The 19,556-nt window shown below is 64.6% G+C and carries 23 protein-coding genes and 1 tRNA gene; 16 read left to right on the forward strand and 8 right to left on the reverse strand.

The genetic code is table 11. The features are described from left to right. Window positions 1-34: 34 nt before the first annotated feature. The 6 genes from K289_RS0131510 to K289_RS0131535 all read left to right on the forward strand — a co-directional run bounded on the left by K289_RS0131510 (window position 35) and on the right by K289_RS0131535 (window position 7,654). Window positions 35-895, forward strand: a complete 861-nt coding sequence (locus K289_RS0131510) for a MaoC family dehydratase (RefSeq protein WP_027555122.1) — start codon at window positions 35-37, stop codon at window positions 893-895. Window positions 896-970: 75 nt separating this feature from the next. Then, window positions 971-1,849, forward strand: coding sequence for an SDR family oxidoreductase (locus K289_RS0131515; protein ID WP_027555123.1), 879 nt, complete (start codon window positions 971-973; stop codon window positions 1,847-1,849). Window positions 1,850-2,065: 216 nt separating this feature from the next. Continuing rightward, window positions 2,066-3,019, forward strand: a complete 954-nt coding sequence (locus K289_RS0131520; protein ID WP_027555124.1) for a dihydrodipicolinate synthase family protein — start codon at window positions 2,066-2,068, stop codon at window positions 3,017-3,019. A gap of 4 nt (window positions 3,020-3,023) precedes the next feature. Continuing rightward, window positions 3,024-3,839 (forward strand): NUDIX hydrolase, encoded by an 816-nt coding sequence (locus tag K289_RS0131525; protein ID WP_027555125.1) that lies wholly within the window; start codon window positions 3,024-3,026, stop codon window positions 3,837-3,839. Between the two features lie 80 nt (window positions 3,840-3,919). Next, window positions 3,920-4,834, forward strand: coding sequence for a DMT family transporter (locus tag K289_RS0131530; protein ID WP_027555126.1), 915 nt, complete (start codon window positions 3,920-3,922; stop codon window positions 4,832-4,834). Window positions 4,835-4,966: 132 nt separating this feature from the next. Beyond that, complete coding sequence (locus K289_RS0131535) at window positions 4,967-7,654, forward strand: PAS domain S-box protein (protein WP_027555127.1); 2,688 nt, start codon at window positions 4,967-4,969, stop codon at window positions 7,652-7,654. Here K289_RS0131535 and K289_RS0131540 read toward each other — a convergent pair whose 3' ends face one another. Then, window positions 7,655-8,005, reverse strand: coding sequence for a GrlR family regulatory protein (locus K289_RS0131540; RefSeq protein ID WP_027555128.1), 351 nt, complete (start codon window positions 8,003-8,005; stop codon window positions 7,655-7,657). A gap of 257 nt (window positions 8,006-8,262) precedes the next feature. Between K289_RS0131540 and K289_RS0131545 the strand changes: the two genes are divergently transcribed. Beyond that, window positions 8,263-8,754, forward strand: a complete 492-nt coding sequence (locus K289_RS0131545) for a hypothetical protein (protein WP_027555129.1) — start codon at window positions 8,263-8,265, stop codon at window positions 8,752-8,754. A gap of 47 nt (window positions 8,755-8,801) precedes the next feature. On the opposite strand, the gene K289_RS0131550 is transcribed toward K289_RS0131545, so the two are convergent. After that, window positions 8,802-9,185, reverse strand: a complete 384-nt coding sequence (locus K289_RS0131550; RefSeq protein WP_027555130.1) for a VOC family protein — start codon at window positions 9,183-9,185, stop codon at window positions 8,802-8,804. Between the two features lie 219 nt (window positions 9,186-9,404). Between K289_RS0131550 and K289_RS0131555 the strand changes: the two genes are divergently transcribed. The 4 genes from K289_RS0131555 to K289_RS0131570 all read left to right on the forward strand — a co-directional run bounded on the left by K289_RS0131555 (window position 9,405) and on the right by K289_RS0131570 (window position 11,405). Further along, the gene (locus K289_RS0131555) at window positions 9,405-9,956 is read left to right on the forward strand and encodes a hypothetical protein (protein WP_027555131.1); all 552 of its coding nucleotides are present in this window, start codon (window positions 9,405-9,407) and stop codon (window positions 9,954-9,956) included. 163 nt (window positions 9,957-10,119) lie between these two features. After that, on the forward strand, window positions 10,120-10,587 hold the full coding sequence (locus K289_RS0131560; protein ID WP_027555132.1) for a hypothetical protein: 468 nt from the start codon (window positions 10,120-10,122) through the stop codon (window positions 10,585-10,587). Window positions 10,588-10,731: 144 nt separating this feature from the next. Continuing rightward, window positions 10,732-10,808: transfer RNA gene (locus K289_RS0131565), tRNA-Arg, on the forward strand. 222 nt (window positions 10,809-11,030) lie between these two features. Continuing rightward, window positions 11,031-11,405 (forward strand): hypothetical protein, encoded by a 375-nt coding sequence (locus K289_RS0131570; RefSeq protein WP_027555133.1) that lies wholly within the window; start codon window positions 11,031-11,033, stop codon window positions 11,403-11,405. Between the two features lie 81 nt (window positions 11,406-11,486). Here K289_RS0131570 and K289_RS0131575 read toward each other — a convergent pair whose 3' ends face one another. Further along, a complete protein-coding gene (locus K289_RS0131575) occupies window positions 11,487-12,455 on the reverse strand; it encodes an AraC family transcriptional regulator (RefSeq protein WP_027555134.1) in 969 nt (322 codons plus the stop codon). Window positions 12,456-12,568: 113 nt separating this feature from the next. Here K289_RS0131575 and K289_RS51820 point away from each other — a divergent pair, with 113 nt between their 5' ends. Then, window positions 12,569-12,811 (forward strand): hypothetical protein, encoded by a 243-nt coding sequence (locus K289_RS51820; RefSeq protein WP_198024810.1) that lies wholly within the window; start codon window positions 12,569-12,571, stop codon window positions 12,809-12,811. Window positions 12,812-12,904: 93 nt separating this feature from the next. Here K289_RS51820 and K289_RS49235 read toward each other — a convergent pair whose 3' ends face one another. Further along, complete coding sequence (locus K289_RS49235; protein WP_084788800.1) at window positions 12,905-13,177, reverse strand: hypothetical protein; 273 nt, start codon at window positions 13,175-13,177, stop codon at window positions 12,905-12,907. 304 nt (window positions 13,178-13,481) lie between these two features. Here K289_RS49235 and K289_RS0131585 point away from each other — a divergent pair, with 304 nt between their 5' ends. After that, entirely contained in the window at window positions 13,482-13,943 is a 462-nt protein-coding gene (locus K289_RS0131585; RefSeq protein WP_027555135.1) for a host attachment protein, read from the forward strand. A gap of 39 nt (window positions 13,944-13,982) precedes the next feature. Here K289_RS0131585 and K289_RS0131590 read toward each other — a convergent pair whose 3' ends face one another. Beyond that, a complete protein-coding gene (locus K289_RS0131590) occupies window positions 13,983-14,246 on the reverse strand; it encodes a hypothetical protein (protein ID WP_027555136.1) in 264 nt (87 codons plus the stop codon). Between the two features lie 291 nt (window positions 14,247-14,537). On the opposite strand from K289_RS0131590, the gene K289_RS0131595 reads away from it, so the two are divergent. The 3 genes from K289_RS0131595 (at window position 14,538) to K289_RS0131605 (ending at window position 16,806) form a co-directional block, all read left to right on the forward strand. Next, entirely contained in the window at window positions 14,538-14,984 is a 447-nt protein-coding gene (locus K289_RS0131595) for a hypothetical protein (protein WP_027555137.1), read from the forward strand. 97 nt (window positions 14,985-15,081) lie between these two features. Continuing rightward, window positions 15,082-15,954, forward strand: a complete 873-nt coding sequence (locus tag K289_RS0131600; RefSeq protein ID WP_027555138.1) for a DMT family transporter — start codon at window positions 15,082-15,084, stop codon at window positions 15,952-15,954. Between the two features lie 105 nt (window positions 15,955-16,059). Continuing rightward, entirely contained in the window at window positions 16,060-16,806 is a 747-nt protein-coding gene (locus K289_RS0131605; RefSeq protein ID WP_027555139.1) for a hypothetical protein, read from the forward strand. 64 nt (window positions 16,807-16,870) lie between these two features. Here the strand turns inward: K289_RS0131605 and K289_RS0131610 are convergent, their stop codons facing one another. The 3 genes from K289_RS0131610 to K289_RS0131620 all read right to left on the reverse strand — a co-directional run bounded on the left by K289_RS0131610 (window position 16,871) and on the right by K289_RS0131620 (window position 19,504). Continuing rightward, entirely contained in the window at window positions 16,871-17,158 is a 288-nt protein-coding gene (locus K289_RS0131610; RefSeq protein WP_027555140.1) for a hypothetical protein, read from the reverse strand. A 66-nt stretch (window positions 17,159-17,224) separates the two neighbouring features. Then, a complete protein-coding gene (locus K289_RS0131615; RefSeq protein WP_051311011.1) occupies window positions 17,225-18,616 on the reverse strand; it encodes a deoxyribodipyrimidine photo-lyase in 1,392 nt (463 codons plus the stop codon). A 228-nt stretch (window positions 18,617-18,844) separates the two neighbouring features. Beyond that, window positions 18,845-19,504, reverse strand: coding sequence for a peroxiredoxin (locus K289_RS0131620; RefSeq protein ID WP_027555142.1), 660 nt, complete (start codon window positions 19,502-19,504; stop codon window positions 18,845-18,847). Window positions 19,505-19,556: the final 52 nt, after the last annotated feature.

Consider the following 19,556-nt stretch of genomic DNA (forward strand, 5'->3'; position numbering starts at 1 on the left):
GGCGCCCAAAATATCCGGGGAGGAAACCAAGAAAATGTCCGCCAGATACGAAGAACTTAAATCCCTCAAGAACCTCGGCCAGAAATACGCCTACACCGACCGTGAAGTGATGCTCTATGCCTACGGCATCGGGCTCGGCGCCGATCCGATGGACGAGAGCGAGCTCGCCTTCGTCAACGAGGGCACGCTGACGCCCCGGCCGCTCAAGGTGGTGCCGACCTTCGCCTCCGTGGCCGCCTGGGGCTCGGGTCCCGGCGAGATGAACCTCAACCGCGTGATGGTGGTCGACGGCGAGCGCGACATCACCTTCCACCAGCCGCTGCCGACCGCCGCGCACATCACCGCCGACTCCTCCGTGCTCGAGGTCTACGACAAGGGCAAGGACAAGGGCGTGGTCATCAGCCACCAGACCGTGCTGAAGAACGAGAAGGGCGAGAAGCTCGCAACTCTGGTCGCCTCACGCTTCGCCCGCGGCGATGGCGGCTTCGGCGGGCCGAACCTGATCCAGCCCGATGCGCACCAGATCCCGTCGCGCGCGCCCGACAAGAGCATCGACATCACCACGCGTCCCGACCAGGCGCTGGTCTATCGCCTCTGCGGCGACCGCAACCCGCTGCACTCCGATCCCGAGTTCGCCAAGAAGGCCGGCTTCCCGCGCCCGATCTTGCACGGCATGTGCACCTACGGCATCACCTGCCGCGGCGTGCTGCAGACCTATGCCGACTACGACCCAGCCGCCTTCCGCCAGCACGTCGCGCGGTTCTCCTCCCCGGTCTATCCCGGCGAGATCGTGACCATGGACCTCTGGAAGGACGGCAACGTGATCTCGTTCGAAGCCAAGGTGAAGTCGCGCGGCGTCACCGTGATCAAGAACGGCAAGACGGTGCTCGGTTAGGAAGGCACCGGCGGCGTACTCCCTCGCCCCGCTTGCGGGGAGAGGCGAAGAAACAAGAAACAGGGAGAAGCCACCATGGGACTACTCGACGGCAAAGTCGCGCTGATCACCGGCGCGGGCGGGGGGCTCGGCGAGGCCTACGCAAAGCTGTTCGCGCGGGAAGGGGCATCCGTCGTCGTCAACGACCTCGGTGGGCCCCGTGACGGTTCCGGCGCCGACAAGTCGATGGCGCAGATGGTGGTGGACGCAATCAAGGCCGAAGGCGGCAAGGCGGTCGCCAACGGCGCCGACATCTCCACCATGGAGGGCGGCCAGTCGGTGTTCGACGACGCCATCAAGCACTTCGGCCGCGCCGACATCCTTGTCAACAATGCCGGCATCCTGCGCGACCAGACCTTCGCAAAAGCCTCCGAGGCCGACTGGGACAAGGTCATCAAGGTGCATCTCAAGGGCACCTTTTGTTGCACTATGCCAGTGTTTCGCTGGATGCGGGAAAACGGCGGCGGCGTCATCGTCAACACCTCCTCGACCTCGGGCCTGATCGGTAATTTCGGCCAGACCAATTACGGCGCGGCCAAGGGCGGCATCTGGGGCCTGTCCAACGTGCTGGCGATCGAGGGCCGCAAATACAACATCCGGATCTGGACGCTGGCCCCGGGCGCGCTGACCCGCATGACCGCAGACCTGCCCCGCTATAAGGAGAACCCCGGTGCCGCGCTGGGGCCGGACGGCATCGCGCCGGCCGTGCTATACATGGTCAGCGATTTGTCGGGCGACCAGACCGGCAAGGTGCTGGGCGTGTCCGGGCCCCGCGGCGTGCGCGAAATGCGGATGATGGAGATGGAAGGCTGGAAACCGCCGCACACCGGCTGGAACGCCCAGGACATCGTCGATCACGCCAAGGAGATCTTCTTCTCCGAGGAGCAGATCAAGATGGGCGCGCGGCGGTTTTAGGAGTTGCCGTCATCCCGGGGCACGCGAAGCGTGAGCCCGGGATCCATACTCCCGGCGCGTTTGGCCCTTGGGCCATTCGCGCAACCCAAATAGGCCGGCGCGCCTATTTTTAGTTTTCTGCGAATGCGGCAAGCCGCACACGCAGCGTGGTTATGGATTCCGGGCTCGCGACTGCGTCGCGCCCCGGAATGACAATTAGAGAGAGACGAGGCACTTATGAAACTCACCGCCGATGCCAAGGGCACCTTCGCAATCGCGCCGACGCCGTTCCACGATGACGGCCGGATCGATGAGCGCTCGATCGACCGCCTGACCGATTTCTACGAGGAGGTCGGCTGCGACGGCGTCACGGTGCTCGGCATCCTCGGCGAGGCGCCGAAGCTCGATGCCGCCGAGGCCGAGCAGGTGGCGGTGCGCTTCGTCAAGCGCGCCAAGAAGATGCAGGTGATCGTCGGCGTCTCGGCGCCGGGCTTTGCCACCATGCGCTCGCTGGCGAAGGCCTCGATGGATGCAGGCGCCGCCGGCGTGATGATCGCGCCGCCGCCGTCGCTGCGCACCGACGACCAGATCACCGGCTATTTCAAGCAGGCGGCCGAAGCGATCGGCCCCGACGTGCCCTGGGTGCTTCAGGACTATCCGCTGACGCTGTCGGTGGTGTTCACCCCCACGGTGATCCGCAAGATCGTCACCGACAATCCGAACTGCGTGATGCTCAAGCACGAGGACTGGCCGGGACTGGAGAAGATCTCGACGCTGCGCAACTTCCAGAAGGACGGTTCGCTGCGGCCGCTCTCGATCCTGTGCGGCAATGGCGGCCTGTTCCTCGATTTCGAGATGGAGCGCGGCGCCGACGGCGCGATGACCGGCTACGCCTTCCCCGAACTGCTGATAGACGTCGTGCGGCTGTCGAAGGAGGGCAAGCGCGATGCCGCGCATGACCTGTTCGACGCGCATCTGCCGCTGATCCGCTACGAGCAGCAGCCCGGGGCAGGGCTCGCCGTACGCAAATACGTTCTCCAGAAGCGCGGCATCATCGCCTCCAGCGCGCAGCGCAAGCCCGGCGCGACCATCACCCCGGCGGCGAAGGCGGAGGTCGATTATCTCCTGTCGCGCGTCGCCCGCGTCGACAAGCGCGCCAATCTCCAGCCGCAATCGAGCGCCGCAGGTTAATCGCATGGCCGAGACATCAGCATCACGTCCCGCTTCGACGATCCTCCTGCTGCGCGACTGCGCGAGTGTAGACGGCGACAGCCGCGACGAGATCGAAGTCTTCATGATGGTCCGCCATCATCAGATCGAGTTCAATTCGGGCGCGCTGGTGTTTCCCGGCGGCAGCGTCGATGCCGGCGACAACGAGATCGTCGCCCGGTCCGACCTGTATTCAGGCGGCGAGGGACTGAGCGAGGCCGATCGGGGCTTCCGCATCGCCGCGATCCGCGAGACCTTTGAGGAGAGCGGCATCCTGCTGGCGCGGTTGAGAGGCTCATCCGCGCCGGTCGATGCCAAACGTGCCGGCGAGATCGCGGACAAGCATCGGGTCGCGCTCAACGAGCACAAGATCAGCTTTCTCAGCATTCTCGCCGACAACGGCCTCCAGCTCGCGCTGGATACTTTAGTGCCTTACGCGCACTGGATCACGCCGGAGGGCATGCCCAAGCGTTTCGACACCTGGTTCTTCCTTGCGGCCGCGCCGCCCGACCAGCTCGGTGCGCATGACGGCAGAGAGTCGACGGATTCGATCTGGGTGTCGCCGCGCGAGGCAGTGGAGGGCGGCGAGAGCGGGCGCTTCAAGCTGCCGTTCCCGACCACGCGCAACCTGATCCGGCTGGCGAAGCAGGGCAGCGTGAGCGCGGCGATCGACCACGCCCGTGGCATGTCCATCGTCACGGTCATGCCGGTGATGACGAAGACCGAAAGCGGCCGCCAGCTCCGCATTCCCCGCGAGGCCGGCTATGACGGCGAGGTGTTCGAGGTCGGCGCGGTCGGCTGACATACTTCGATATGCAGCGAATTATCGGTGATCCTGACGCGGTAAGTTCCGCTGCCTCGAGGCAGGACGGACCGCGTGACATGGATAGCCGGCAGGACACCAACATCACCGTCGAGCTGGCGCTGCTGCTTGCGCTCGCCACGCTCTGGGGCGGCTCCTACACCTTCATCAAGCTCGGCGTTGCCACCATCCCGCCGATCACGCTGATCGCGGCGCGTACCGCGATCGCGGGCCTCTTGCTGCTCGCGGTGATGCGGGCGCGCGGCATCAGCATGCCGACGGACGCCGCGACGTGGCAGCGCTTCGCCTTCCAGGCCGTGCTCAACAGCGTCATCCCCTGGACGCTGATTGCCTGGGGCGAGCGTCATGTCGATGCCGCGCTCGCCACCATCCTCAATTCGGCCGCGCCGATCTTCACCTTCCTGTTCACGGTCACTGTGACCCGGCACGAGGCGACGACGCCGCGCAAGCTGGTCGGGGTGGTCGCCGGGATGGCCGGCATCTGCCTGATCGTCGGCGTCGATGCATTTCATGACGTCGGCCGCGGCCTCGTCGCGGAGGCGGCGATCGTCGCCGCCACCATCTGCTACGCCTGCGCCGCGATCTTCAGCCGCGGCTTCAAGGGCCTCGATCCGATGGCGCCCGCCGCCGGCTCGCTGCTGGCGGGGGCGGCGGCCCTGATCCCGGCCTCGCTCGTGGTCGAGCAGCCCTGGACGTTATCGCCCTCGCGGGCTTCCGTGCTGGCGCTGCTCGCGCTCGCCGTGTTTTCGACCGCCGCGGCGTTCGCGATCTACTTCCGCCTGATCCAGACCCTCGGCTCGGTCGGCACCACCGCGCAGGCCTATCTCCGCGTGCCCATCGGGGTCGCCATCAGCGTCGCCTTCCTCGGCGAAAGCCTGAGCCAGACCGCCTGGATCGGGCTTGCCTGCGTCGTCGTCGGCGTTGCCGCCATGACCATCCCGGCGAGGGGCCCGGTCAGCGTCAAAACGTCCTGACCGGAAAGGTTAACCGAGGAGGGCGGGCGGTCGCGGCTTGCAATTTTAAGGATATTCCGCGGCCGAAGGCATGTTCCCCCAAGGCCGCAAGACGTCGTATATTGGGCTGCCAGGAGCCCGGTCACCACACCAATGTCCGCCGAATTGTCGCCGAACCCCGAGAAAAAGCGAATATTCTCGCTCTCCATCGGCCAGCTGACGTTCGGCAGCTTCCTGCTGGTGCTGGCGGTGATCATCGTCACCTCGACGGCGAGCGTGATCGCGATCCGGCACATCGATTCCACCTTCGCGGAGCTGCAGCGGCTCCAGAGTGTCGGCGATCTCGCCGAGGACATTGACCGGCGCATGAACGAGTTGCGGCTGGCCGCACGTGACTTCGTCACCGATCCCGGCGCCGGCATCCAGTTCAAGCAGGTCGGCGAGGCGGCCGCGACGCTCAGCGACATCCTGAAGAAGACCCGCATCGAGCTCGCGCCCGAGCAGCAGGACATGATCGACGGGGTCACCGAGCGGCTCGCGACCTACCGCAGCGGGCTGGATCGCATCTCCACCTTGATCGACCGGCGCGCCCAGCTGCTGGCCGGCTTGCCGCCCTTGCGCGACCAGTTCGACGCGGCCGTCGCCGGAACCGCGGACCGCGAGCTGGCGGCCCACCTGTCGGAAGCGCAGAGCCGGATCGCGCTGGGGTTGCTGGCGCGCAATCCGTCGGCGGCCGAGCAGGCCGCGCAGAGCATGCGGACGATGGATATCGCTGACACCAAGCTGAAGGCAGCGGTGGACGGCTATGCCGAGGCCATCATCGCCGTGGCCGTCCGGGAACGGCAGATCGCCGATATCGACCGCGAGGTGCTGGGTACCGAGGGCCGTCTGATCGGCCGCGTCACCGAATTGCTGCGCGAGGTCAGCGCGCGGCGCGGCCACGTGCTGTCGCGCGACTTCGCCCGTACGCTGACCGAGGCGAGATGGCAGAGCATCGTGTTCGGCACGATCGGCGTGCTGATCGGCATCGTCGCGGCCGCCTTCGTCGTGCGGCGGACCGTCCGGCCGCTCGCAAAGATCGCAAGGTCGATCCGCGCGCTCGCTGCCGGCGAGAAGAACGCGTCGATCCCGTCGGCCGACCTTGACAACGAAATCGGCGACATCGCCCGCGCCGCCGAGGTGTTCCGCCGTGCGCTGGAGGAGGCCGACACGGCGCGCGAGGCCGCGGTGCGCGCGCTGACCGAGCAACGGCTTGCCGAAGAGAGCTATCGCAAGCTGTTCGAAGGCTCGGTCGACGGCATCTATGTCACGACGCCGGCCGGCGACCTCCTCAACGCCAATCCGGCGCTGGCGCGGATGATGGGCTACGACAGTCCGCAACACCTCATCGACAGCATCAACGATATCGCCCACACCATCTACGTCCATCCCGAGGCGCGCGCCGAATATCAGCGGCTGATGGAGCGCGACGGCATGGTGCGCGAGTTCGAGTACCAGGTGCGCCAGCGCAGCGGCAACATTTTGTGGCTCTCGGACAGTGCGACAGGCGTGCGGGACGAGCAGGGCAGGATCGTCCGTTACGAGGGCACGCTGCGCGATATCACCGACCAGAAGCGCGCTGAAGATGCGATCGCCGAGGGCCGGCGCCTGCTGCAGCAGGTTATCGACACCGTACCCGCCGTGATCAACGTCAAGGACCGCGACCTGCGCTATGTGCTGATGAACCGCTACATGGCCGGCATCTTCGGCATCGAGCCCGGCGATGCGCTTGGCCGCACCACGGCCGACCTGATGTCGCGCTACGGCGCCGCCAAGACCGACGAGAACGACAAGCGGGTGCTCAAGCTCCGCAAGGGGCTCGGCTTCTACGAGGAGGAGTACAAGGACGCCTCCGGCAGCATGCGGCAATGGCTCGTCAACAAGCTGCCGCTGCTCGATACCGAGGGCGAGATCGAGCGGATCGTCACCGTGGCGCTCGATATCGGCGAGCGCAAACGCGGCGAGCTGGAGATGCGCAAGGCGAAGGAAGCCGCCGAGACCGCGCTGCGCAATCTGCGCGAGACCCAGGCCTCGCTGATCGAGGCGGAGAAGCTCGCGGCGCTCGGGCGGCTGGTCGCCGGCGTCGCGCATGAGGTCAACAATCCCGTCGGCATCAGCCTGACGGTCGCCTCCGCGCTCGAGCGCAAGACCGCGATGTTCAGCGCCGATGTCGAGCGGGGCGAGCTGCGCCGCTCGACGCTGAACGATTATCTCAACACCAGCCGCGATGCGTCCTCGCAGCTCGTGGCCAATCTCAACCGCGCCGCCGAGCTGATCCAGTCGTTCAAGCAGGTCGCTGCCGACCGCAACTATTCGGACCAGCGCACCTTCGACCTTGCCGACCTCACCGAGCAGGTGGTGATGAGCCTGCGGCCGGGCCTGCGCAAACACAACCTGACGCTCAACGTCGACTGTCAGCCCGATCTGACCATGAACAGCTATCCCGGCCCGTACGGCCAGGTGCTGACCAACCTGTTCCTCAATGCGGTGGCGCACGCCTTCCCGGACGGACGTCCGGGGATCATCGACATCCAGGTGCGCGAGTCCGGCAAGGACAATGTCGAGATCATCTTCTGCGACAATGGCTGCGGCATGAGCCTGGATGTGCGCCGCCGCGCCTTCGATCCGTTTTTTACGACGCGGCGCGACCAGGGCGGCACGGGCCTCGGCCTGCACATCGTCTACAGCATCGTCACCAACCGGCTGGGTGGACGGCTCGATCTCGATTCCGAGCCGGGCGGCGGGACGCGCATCCAGATGATCCTGCCGCGCACGGCGCCGCTCGAGCAGGCTGCGGAATAGCTAGTCTACGTCCGAAAGCTTGCGAAGCGTGGCGCCAAAGATCTGGCTGGCCTTGCCGACGAGCGCCGTCCCGGTCATCTCCGCGCGCGTATCGGTGAAGGTGCCGCTGACGCCGATGCCGACCGGGGCCGGGCCGCCGAACAGGGGATTGTCGTCGCCGCGCGGGGAGGTGTGCCGTTGCACCAGCACCTCGCCCTTGAAGGTGTTGTCCTTCACCGTGTAGCTGCCGGTGTAATAGAGGTAGGCATCGCCGCCAAGAATCTGGCCGTCGCGAAACAGGATCACGCCGCTGCCCTTGCCGACTCGACCATCAAGCAGCGCCACATGAATCGAATAAAGACCGTTTTTCATAACGCCCGCAGGTCGGCCACCTTCGCCCAAGGCGGACCGGTCCAGCTTTTATGCCAAAGCGCGTTCGCCTGCGCAACGCGTCAGATTGGCGACTGACAGCGCTGATCAATGCCGCGAACCGTAGTTATCCCGGCTTGTCTGTGACGCGGATATGACGGCCTCATAGTGCCGCGGGACCAGTCGTTTCGAATCGGAGTTGGCCCGCGAAATGCATAACCATCATTGCACTGGCCGCGGGGTGCTGGAGCAAGACGAACGTGACCCACTGGATCTATTCCGGCGGCGATGAGCCGCGCCTGTACGGTACGCGTCCCACGAATTGCGAAGCAGAGCAGGTTGGCAAAGCGACACGCTGGCGAAGCGTGCGCAGGCTCGGCTGCGCGTTCCTGCTGGTTGCGCTCGTTGCCCCCTTGGGGCACGCGCGCGACCGCGGCCAATTCGTCAACACCAATGCCGAATTGAAGGCCTGGTTCGACGGATTGCGCAGCGGCAAGGGGCCATGCTGCTCCGATGCCGACGGTTCGGCGATCTCGGACTCCGACTGGGAGAGCAAGGACGGGCACTATCGTGTCCGCGTCCCGCGCTATGACTATGTGGTGAATGGTCAGGCGCAAGAGCTCGTCTGGGTCGATGTGCCCGAGGAAGCCGTAATCTCCGAGCCCAATCGGGTCGGACGTACCATGGTATGGCCGATCTACGGCTACACGGGCGTCACCATCCGCTGCTTCATGCCGGGCAGCATGACCTAGCCGACGCAACCTGGGCTTGGGCGGCATCGAGCGCCGCCCACGCGGCATCAGGTGTACTTCTTGTCGCGCTCGAGCAGCTCGATGGAGATGCCTTCCGGGCCGCGGATGAAGCAGATGCGGACGCCGGGCCGGATCGTCGTCGGCTCGCGCGTGAACTCGACGCCTTTGGCCTTGATCTCCGCGGCGACGGCGTCGATGTCCTTCACCGTGAGCCCGAAATGGTCGAGGCCCTGATGGGGATGCGGCGGGGGCGGGCTGACGGCATTGTCGCCCTCCAGCGGCGCAATGAAGATCCTGGCGCCACCAAGGTTCACGTCGATCCGCCCCGGCGCGCGCACGATCTCGCCACCGAGGATATCCCGCAGCCAGGCCGCCGTGGCCTCCGGATCGGGGCTGCGCAGATGGACGTGATCCCAAGTGACGACTGGCATTTCATTTCCTCCCGACAGGGGCTTGCGATGTTGCAGTGCATGTTAGCGACCCCGGCCGGCAGTCGCCACCGTCGTTCCCGAATTCGCATGAGCGCGGGAACCATAGTTCCCCTATTGGATTAAGTAACTAGCGGTCGAATCCCTTATCGAAAGGCCGTATCGGCCTTGCAGGAAGCGTGATGCACAGAACGTGCTTCGGCCGCTGTCGGGGGTGCACCCATGAACGCAGGGTTTGACCGGATCGGGTTGGGACGCTTCGCCGGGATCGGCGACCGTCTGGCACGGAGAGCGACGATCATAGGCGTCTCATGTGGCCGAAGCCTCCTGTGGTTGCTGGCCGCACTGATTGTCGGATGTGGTGTCTGGATGCTGACGCCTTCCAAGGGCAACAGTGCTGAAGGCGAGCCGCGGAAATCCGAGTTGGCGACCGTCGATCCCGCGCCGGCCACAACCCCTGCGGCAAGCCAGGCCGCGGCAGCCGAGCTCGATCACCTGCGGATCTCCTCCCAGACCTGGCGACGTGGCGGGCTTGGCTCGAAGGCGCTCGTGACGTTCACCCTGCGAAACGACAATGATTATGCCGTAAAGGATCTCGAGATCGTCTGTGCCTTCACCCGGCGCGACGGCAGCCATCTGACCGATCGCAGCCGCGTGCTTCCCGAAATCGTGAGCATGAAGAGCCGCAAGACGTTTGCGCGCATTTCCGTCGGCGTTATCAACGTCAATGCCGATCAGGCCAAGTGCTCGGTGATCGCAGCGCGGCGCGCGTAAGCGGCCGCAGGTTCCGATAGCGGAAAAGTTACCGTTAATGCCGCGTCGCCCAAAAAACGTGGCGTTGCCGGTTGAACCGAACAGCCCCACTTATGAACCAATTAAAGGATCGCCGGTTAACGCGGAGTGCCCGCGCCTGGAAGCGCGCACGGAGCGATGTCCAATGCCCATCTTTCGGTATTTCATGTTCGTCGGTGGAGCGCTGCTCGCTCTGTTGCTCGCGGCGGATTTCGTATGGCCGGCGCCCCCCGCGACGCAGGGCATCGCGAGCGCAAGCAACGATCCGCCGCCGATCCGCATCCGGTCGGATCGCCACCTGCCGGAACGCGTCGTGCTCGATACCAGCAAGCCGACGATCGCCGCGCCCGTCGTGCACACGGCCGCTGTTGCCGCGCCGCAGGCAACCGCGTCACCCGTCCTGAACGAAATGTCGGCCAAGGCGCGGGTCCGCGAGACATTTGCCCAATTCATCCCGCCCGGGTCGAAGGCTGAGGCAGGATCGGTCAAGAAGACCGAGGCCAAGGCGTCCAAGCGCAGGGTCGCCAGGGCGCGGCCGGTGCAACCGCAGGGCAGGCCGATGATGCTGATGGCGCAGCAGCCGCATTTCGGCCTCTTCAACACGACCTGGTGAGCGCGTCCGTCTGCTCAGGGCGGGCGGGGCTTTTTATTGTCAAACCTCTCTGCTAAGTCGAACGCATCCGAACATCACGCTTGGTGCTGGTCCTGAAGGCACCGAACAGGCGTATCTCGGTAGTGGCCCGACGGTCGGGCCGAAGCGCTCGTAGCTCAGCTGGATAGAGCATCGGATTTCGATTCCGAGGGTCGGGAGTTCGAATCTCTCCGAGCGCGCCACTTTCAGTCTTTTTGCGGCGGTTATCTCCCGCGGTTCCATGGCCGGGAATGTCTGCAGGCTCGGCGTCCCTACCACCGGCGTCAATCGGGAAGCCCACAATCCGCTGCCGGGCAAGGACGGGACGAAACTCTTTGCCGGCCGGGCGAAGCCAGCCTGAAACAAACCGGGTCTAACCTTCCCTCAAGCTGCCGCATCCAACCCGTTTCAAGGGAGGGGATCTTATGAAAGCAGCATTTTTGGCACTATCGCTTCTTGGCCAGCCCGCGATACCGATTTCCGACCGTGTGCCCGTTTTCAATGTCGAAGCCCTTTGCAGGGATGTTTCCGCTGACGACAAGGCGTCAGGGCTGGCCCTGGCGCAGGACGCCGACGAATGCGTGCGTGACGAGACACTTGCGCAGCAGCAGCTAAGTTCGACTTGGCTGACTGTTCCGGGTCCGGCGCGCGAAAGCTGCGAAGGCGAGGCTGCGGCAGGTGGAATACAAAGCTATGTCGACCTGCTCACCTGCCTGCAGATGGCGGGCTGGGCGAACCCGGCTCCTTCACCGGCAGTGCCGCTCAGGGGCGCGAGCAAGACGCGGAACACCAAAAGTTAGTTGCGCAAGCGCGCAACCATCCACCGGTTTTTGTTCTGTCTGTGTTCTAATGGCGCGTGGCCCCGCGACCGGCGCAACAGGCTACGCGGTCCGAAGACTGAGCAGCCGGCCGCGCGCCAGGGTCTCCGAGGGTGCTTCGTTGAAGGTCGCGCGATAGATCGCGGCGAATTCGCCCATGTGGTGGAAGCCTTGTGCGCGGGCGCAGCTTGCGACGGTCAGGCTGCCGCCGCCTTTCAGAAGCCGGGCGCGGGCCGCCCACAGCCGCTTCAACCGGATGTACTGGTGCAGGCTCATCCCGCGCAGCTTCGACACGGCACTGCCCAGCGTGCGCATCGAGACGCCAAATTCGCTCGCGAGCCCTTCCGAATAGATCGGGGCGATCGGATGGGCGGCGACGTAGTCGTCGAGCCGCTCTATCAGCCTTGACGACCGCCCGTTCGCGATCCGGCTGTCGCCGGCTGTGCGCAGATCGACGCGAAACAGTTCATCGATGGCGAGGAGCAGCCCCTCCTGGAGATGCGCGGCAATCTCGGGAATCGCGAACAGGCCCGGCTCGGCGCTGGCCGTTCGCAGGATGTCGAGGATGAGCTGGCGCACATGCATCAGGGCGGCGCGGTCCGGGGCATAGGCTTGGATCATGTCGGCCCGGTCGAACCAGCCGCGATCCCGCAAGGCCGGCGAGAGGATGAGCATCGCGTGAAGGTTGGTCCCGGGTTCGACGAAATGGCAGTCGTCGTTGCCGCGGAGCGCAACGAAGAAACGCGAGTCCAGCTCCACGCCGTTGAGACTCGCCCGCCCATCATCCGACATCGGCAGCAACACCATCCCGCCGGGCGTGCGATAGGCCGTATCCAGGATGCGCGCAAAGGTTTGCATCACGATGATCCGGCACGCCGGCAGGCAGACAACCGCGCGAGCCGCCTCGAAATTCGCAACATCGAGCGGGATGCTCCGGGCATCTTCAAACAGCTCCGCCGGCCGGAACGCATCGATGTCGGTGAAGGTCGTCAGCTGCAGGGCGGGGGAGGGCGCAAGAGCACTGAACAACATTCGTCTGGCCCGCAGCCGTTTCAATGATGGAAATCATATCAATGGTGAAACGTCGTGATTCCGTAAACCGCGAAGCGGGGCCGTAGTATTGCGGTGTGACAGAGGTGCGACGTGTGGACGATGACGATACGTCCCGCTCTCTAGCGCTCCCGCTTCATCGGCTGGCCGGAGGCGAGATCGATGAAATGGACTCGCGTGCAGGCGGGACAGCTGAACGCCTCGAAGCTCCGCCTCTCGAGTTTCGGCTGCTTTTCCAGATGAGTTTGGACGTTCATGCCCGTCTGGGGGCATTGGAAAACGATGAAATCCGCCATCGACGCAAACTGCCGCAGCGGCATTTTCCTGCTTTGATCTAGATCAGTTTTGGAATCGGTCTACGCATCGCGGCGCCTTCGGGAGGGCGCACCGCCTTCCAAAAATGCGAAGGGGCCCGAAGGCCCCTCCAGATTTCACCAGCCGCGATAGCCGTAATAGCGAGGACCATAATATCTCGGGCCGTAGCCGTAGTACCGGGGCCCATACCCATAATATCTTGGACCATACCCGTAGTAGTCTGAACGCCACCAGCAGCGGCCCCAGGGATTACAGACCCACCGGACCTGCTCGATGTTGGAGACCTGCGGCGCAGGCGCGATGGGCGCAATCGGCATGGCGGACGCCGCCGGCGATGCCGCAAGGGCACCAAACAGGGACGCGGCAACGAGGCCAATCTTAAGCTTCATGATGATGTCTTCCTCTGCAAAACGCGATGCAAGATATCGAAGAGGTTCTGATTCAAATTGTGGCCGGTGCCGAAATGTAATGCTGATGAATGAACCTTCAGCCAACCGCAGGCTTGATCCACCGCCGCCAAGCTATTGCAGGTTTGGACCCATCGCCAACCTTGATCCCGCGCAGTTCCGAAGCTCGGCTTCGCACGTAGTCTTGTCGCCGTGAGCAGTCCTTCGAGGCATTCGAAGAGCATCTCCGATTGATTGGCCCCGCAAGATCATGGGACCACGCCGACACTTCGTTTGGAGCAGTTCAATGAACAAGATGAGAATCGACAAAGGCGACTGGCTCGTCGTGTGCGACGGGCGCAAGGCGCTCATCCTGGAAAATCTCGGTGACGAGATGTTTCCAAATCTTCACACCAAGGAGGTGCACGAGCAGGCCAACCCGTCGACCAGCGCGCAGGGGACCGATGCGCCGGGCAGATTTCATGCCGCAACCGGCGGTGCGCGCAGCGCGGTCGAGCAGACCGATTGGCACGATGAGGCCGAACGCGCCTTCCTGCGGACGCTGGCCGGCCGGCTCGATATTGCGGTCAGCTCGGGGGAGACCTCGGCGCTGACCATGGTGGCCTCGCCGCGTGCGCTGGGCATGATCCGTGCCGACTATTCGGAGGCCGTCCGCAAGGCCCTTCACGGCGAGGTCGGCAAGGACCTCGTCAAGCTGCCGGTCTACGAGATCGAGAAGCAATTGTTGCTGTCAGGAGCCGCCAAATAGGACTTGAAGTACGACTTGTCGGCTGGAGACAGGCGCCCCTCAGAAGCAGGGGTGCCTGCGGCGGTCCTGCCCGATATAGGCGGCCGCGCCCTGGTAGCAGTGGTTGTTCGACGGACCGTCATAATAGGCGAAGGCGCCCGGGGTGATCCCGGGGCCGTAATTGTGCAGGTAGCTGATCGGGTAGGGCAGCGGGTTGGCGTAGTAGCGGTGATGCCGGTGATGCACCCGGGCCTCCGAGAGGCTGGGGGCAAGGACTGCCGCCGACAGGACAGCAACCGCGGCAACAAGCTTCAACCTGCTCATCTTGATTCTCCGGAACCTGCGCTAACAGACCCGGCCTTTATAGCCATTTTGGGCCGGTTCGGCACCCGTCCCGGGGCCGAAAATCGCCTCCGATCCCCGCGATTCTGGCCGGGTGTGGCCCAAAAGTCGGAGGGCGTCCGCAGCCCTGCCCATTTTTGGCCTTTTCGAGATGCTTAACGAATTCCCCACACAAGTGTGACCAAAGAGAATTCCATCAAGATTCCCGTGGCCGGCCCCTTGGGGGTGCTCTTCGAGGCCGGCTCATTGCAAGGCTGTCGCCGTCACTGTGTCATGCGCATCACGCCCCTAAGCCTGCTGTTGCTCTCCGGCATCGTCGCCACGCCGGCGCGGGCCGATCTGCACATCACCCGCGACCATGGCGGCTATGTCGAGGAGTACAAGGTCAAGTACAAGCGCATCCGCGACAAGGGCGAGCGGGTCATCATCGACGGCATCTGCAATTCGGCCTGCACGCTGGTGCTGGGCATCGTGCCGATGAACAAGATCTGCGTGACCCCGCGCGCGAGCCTCGGCTTCCACCAGGCCTATTACGACAAGGCCTTCACCTTCGGCATCAAGGTCACCAGCGCCGAGGGGACGTCCGATCTGATGTCCTACTATCCGGACACGGTGAAGGACTGGATCCGCCGCAACGGCGGGCTCACCACGGACATGAAGAAGATCAAGAACGGCGTCGACCTCTGGAAGATCATCGATCCCTGTCCGACCGAATGGTGAGCGGCTCGCCTGACACCGCGCTCCCTTTGCAGCGCAACATCGGCTAGGCAGGAATTCGCATTGCCGCACAGCCCCTGGTCGGGCAATGAGTGCGGCAATGAATCATAATCAAGAATCCATGGCCGCGCGCGCCGCGCCGATCCTGTTCGTCGTGCTCTGGAGCACGGGCTTCATCGGCACCAAATACGTCATCAACAACGCCGATCCCTTGACCTATCTCGCCATCCGCATGGCGCTGGTCGTCGGCCTGATGGCAGTCATCGCCGCGATCGCCCGTCCGAAGTGGCCGGACCGCATCGGCATTGCGCACAGCGCCGTCGCCGGAATCCTGGTCCACGGCTTCTATCTCGGCGGCACCGCCATCGCGATCGCACACTCGATTCCCGCAGGGCTCTCCGCGCTCATTCCGGGACTGCAGCCGATCCTGACCTCGACCATTGCCAACCGCTGGCTTGGCGAGCGGGTGACGCCGGTGCAATGGGGCGGCCTGGTGCTCGGCCTCGGCGGCGTCGTGCTGATCCTGCACAACCGTCCGATGACCGGCGAAGCCGGCCTCGGCTGGCTCGCCTCGGTGGTCTCGCTGATCAGCATAACGCTCGGCACGCTCTATCAGCGGCGCTACTGCAATCACATCGATTGGCGCGCCGGCAACCTCGTGCAATACGCCGCAGTGACGGTTTTCTTTGCGATCGGTGCGTTCCTGTTCGAGGAGCGCGTCGTGCACTGGACGCGGGAGTTCGTGCTCGCGCTCGCGTGGCTCGCCGTGGTGCTCTCGATCGGGTCGATCGGGCTGTTGTACTGGCTGATCCGCCATGCGGCGGCGACCTCGGTCGCGAGCCTGTTCTATCTGGTGCCGGCCGTCACGGCGCTGATGGCCTATGTGCTGTTCGGGGAGAAGCTCGATGCGCTGGCGATCGCCGGCGTCGTAATCTGCGCGGCCGCGGTGTTTCTGGTCAACCGGAGCTTCTGAAGCTCCCGGGCGCTGGACCGCGGCAATACATCCCTGACGTGCACCGCTTATCTGTGCTAGGCTGGCGCGGCTTATTTCAGTTTCCCATTCCACTTGGTGATTTCCATGAAGAGAGCCAGGCGTGCACTGCTCGGCAGGTCCACGAAGCCGGTTCGGATTGCCTGCATCAATTACGCGGAAGAGACGATCGACGACCGGACGATGAGCAAGCTCACCGCGGCGCTCCAGAAGTGCTACGATGAGCACTTCCTGCCGGTGTGGGGCTATCCGGTCGATCTCTACGTCACGCAGAAACCGAGGCCGACGGACTGGCAGCTCGTCTATTTCGACGACGCTTCCCACAAGAACATGCTCGGACGCCACGAGCTGACACATCGCGGCCAGCCGATCTCGAAGATCTTCGTCAAGTCGCTTGGCGACGATGAGCCGGTCAGTCTGGCCGCCTCGCACGAGCTGTTCGAGATGGTGCTCGATCCCATGGCCAATCTGTGGGCCGACAAGAACAGGAATACGCAATATGCCTACGAGGTCTGCGACGCCGTAGAGGAGGACCCGTTCGTCGTCAGCGGGTTTCCGATGTCGAACTTCGTCTACCCGTCCTGGTTCGAACCGTTCAAGCATCCGCGCGGCACCAAGTTCGACCACAAGGGAACGCTGAAGGCGCCGTTCTCGATGACCGAGGGCGGATACGTGATCAAGAAGGTCAACGGCAGGCGGGTGATCAAGGCGTTCGGCTCACCCGAGAAGCGGCGGCGCTTCGCCAAGGAGGACCGTCGCGGACACCGGAGCGAATTCCGCGATCCGAAAGGAGAGCATCATCCGGGCAGGCGGGCGTCGAAGCGGCGAGGATAGAAGCGCTTGCGGGGCAGGCCGCCGGGCGCGCCCGCACCCGGAGGCCTGCTCTCAGAGCTAGCGATCAGCGCCTGGCCTTCCCAGCCTTCTTCTTGGTGGCTTTCTTCGCTGTCTTCTTTGCAGCCTTCTTCGCGGTCTTCTTGGCCGCTTTCTTGGAAGATTTCTTCGCGGCCTTCTTCGCGGCCTTCTTGGCTTTCTTCTTGGCGGCCTTCTTCGGCGCTACCTTTTTCGCGACCTTCTTGGCGGCTTTCCTGACCTTCTTGACGGCCGTGACCGCGGTGTCCTTGGTGGTCTCGACGGCGGTGGTGATCGTCTCCATCGCCTGTTCGATTACCGGCTTTTCATCGTCCATATCGTCCCCCAGGGTTTGAACGGAGCGATGACGATAGCGGGATTCGAAATTGTGTCAAAGCAACGCTCAACCTTTGCGGATCCTTGCGTAGGCGGCTAGCGCGCGCTCGCGCCCCTTGGCGTGATCGATCATCGGCTGCGGATAGGTCGCGCCGAGCGTGATGCCGCTGCTCGCAAGCTCGATCGGCGTGGCCCGCCAGGGCTGATGGATCAGCTTTGCCGGCAACGCCTTCAACTCGGGCACCCAGCGCCGGACATAGGCTCCTTCGGGATCGAACTTCTCGCCCTGGAGCACCGGATTGAACACGCGGAAGTAGGGCGCTGCGTCGGCGCCGCAGCCTGCGACCCACTGCCAGTTGGCGGGATTATTGCCGGCGTCGGCATCGACGAGTGTGTCCCAGAACCAGCTCTCGCCCTGGCGCCAGTCGATCAGGAGATGCTTGACCAGGAAGGACGCCACAACCATCCGCACCCGGTTGTGCATCACGCCGGTGTGCCAGAGTTCGCGCAGGCCGGCATCGACGATCGGATAGCCGGTGCGGCCGCGCTGCCAGGCCGCGAGCGCCGTGGCGTCGTGCTTCCATGGAAAGCCGTCGAAGTTCGCTTGCAGGTTTTCGCCGGCGAGGTCGGGGTGATCGTGGAGCAGGTGGCGGCAGAACTCCCGCCAGCCGAGCTCGCTCAGGAATTTGTCGATGCCGGGCGCAAGCGCCGGGTTCTCGGCCGCAGCGAACCGTGCGGCGTGCCAGACCTGTCGCGGGCTGAGCTCGCCGAACCGCAGATGCGGCGAGAGGCTGGAGGTGCCCGGCCGGTCCGGGCGATCGCGGTCGCCGACATAGGTGCGCGCGGTATGTTTGAGGAAGTCGCGCAAGCGCGCGCGGGCGGAGGCCTCGCCCGGCGTCCAGCTCTGGCGCAGGCCGCCGGCCCAGTCGGGCTTGCTCGGCTCGAGGTGCCAGGTCTCGAGCGTGTCGCTCGCGATCTTCGGTCCGGCGTGGAGCGCCTTCGGTGTGGGCAGGGGCTTTGGCGGGTCGCCGAGCGCCAGCACCCGGCGCCAGAACGGCGTGAATACGCGGAGGCCACGGCCCTCCTTGTTGCGAACGGACGAGGGCGGAACGAGCAGGTCGCCGGCGAAGCTCTTTGAGCCCACGCCGAGCTTTGCGAGCGCCGCCTCAAGCTGTCCCTCAACGGCCTGATGCGGCGCCTGTGCGATCTTGTTCCAATAGACCGCGCCGGCGCCGCTCTCGCGCGCCACCTCGGCGATTACCTTGGCGGCCGGGCCCTTGCGCAACGACAGCGATCCGCCGATCGCGGCAAGGCCGGCGCCGAGCGCCCGCAGCGACTGCGCCAGCCACCAGCGCGCCGCGCCACCCGGCGCCCGACCGGCGGCACCGTCCAGGACGTAGAGACAGATCACCGGCGCGCCGGTCTTGGCCGCAGCATGAAGGGCGGGATGGTCGGACAGGCGGAGGTCGTCGCGAAACCAAACAATGATCGCGCGCTGCTCAAGCACTGGAGCTGGCCTCGTGTGCGTCGACGTCGGGTGGGGCGCGATTGAGGACCGCGGTTCTTTTTGATCGTGAAGCGGACGACAGCCTAATTCGTAGCCCTTCCGGAGCGGTCCGCAGGGACCGAACCGGAATCTCGAGGTTCCGGGGCCGATGCCGACGCATCGCCCCGGAACGAGGTTAGATCACTTCGGCTGCGGGACGATCCGGATGTAGGGCTTTGGCTCCTTCCAGCCCTGCGGATAGATCGTCTTGGCCTCTTCATTGGAGACCGAGCCCGCGATGATGACATCTTCGCCCTGCTTCCAGTCGGCCGGCGTCGCGACGCGGTGCTTGGCGGTCATCTGGAGCGAGTCGATCGCGCGCAGGATCTCCTGGAAGTTACGTCCCGTGGTCATCGGATAGACCAGCACCAGCTTGATCTTCTTGTCCGGGCCGATGACGAAGACGTTGCGGACGGTCTGGTTGTCGGCCGGCGTCCGGTTGAGGGGATCGCCCGAGGTCGAGGCCGGCAGCATCTCGTAGAGCTTCGAGACGTTGAAGTCGGTATCGCCGATCATCGGGTAGTTCGGGGCGGCGCCCTGCGTCTCCTTGATGTCCTCCGACCATTTGGCGTGGCGGTCGACCGGATCGACCGAGAGGCCCATCAGCTTGACGCCGCGCTTGTCGAATTCGGGCTTCAGCTTGGCGAGCGCGCCGAGTTCGGTCGTACAAACCGGCGTGAAGTCCTTTGGGTGGGAGAATAGGAGGGCCCAGCTATTGCCGATCCAGTCGTGGAACTTGATCTTCCCTTCGGTGGTTTCGGCTTCGAAGTCGGGGGCGGTTGCGCCGATCGGAAGTGGCATGGTTCTACCTCATCGCATTGAATTTGCTGTGAAATTTTCTCTAGCCGTCAAC

This window comes from Bradyrhizobium sp. Cp5.3 (assembly GCF_000426265.1).
Classification (GTDB): domain Bacteria; phylum Pseudomonadota; class Alphaproteobacteria; order Rhizobiales; family Xanthobacteraceae; genus Bradyrhizobium; species Bradyrhizobium neotropicale.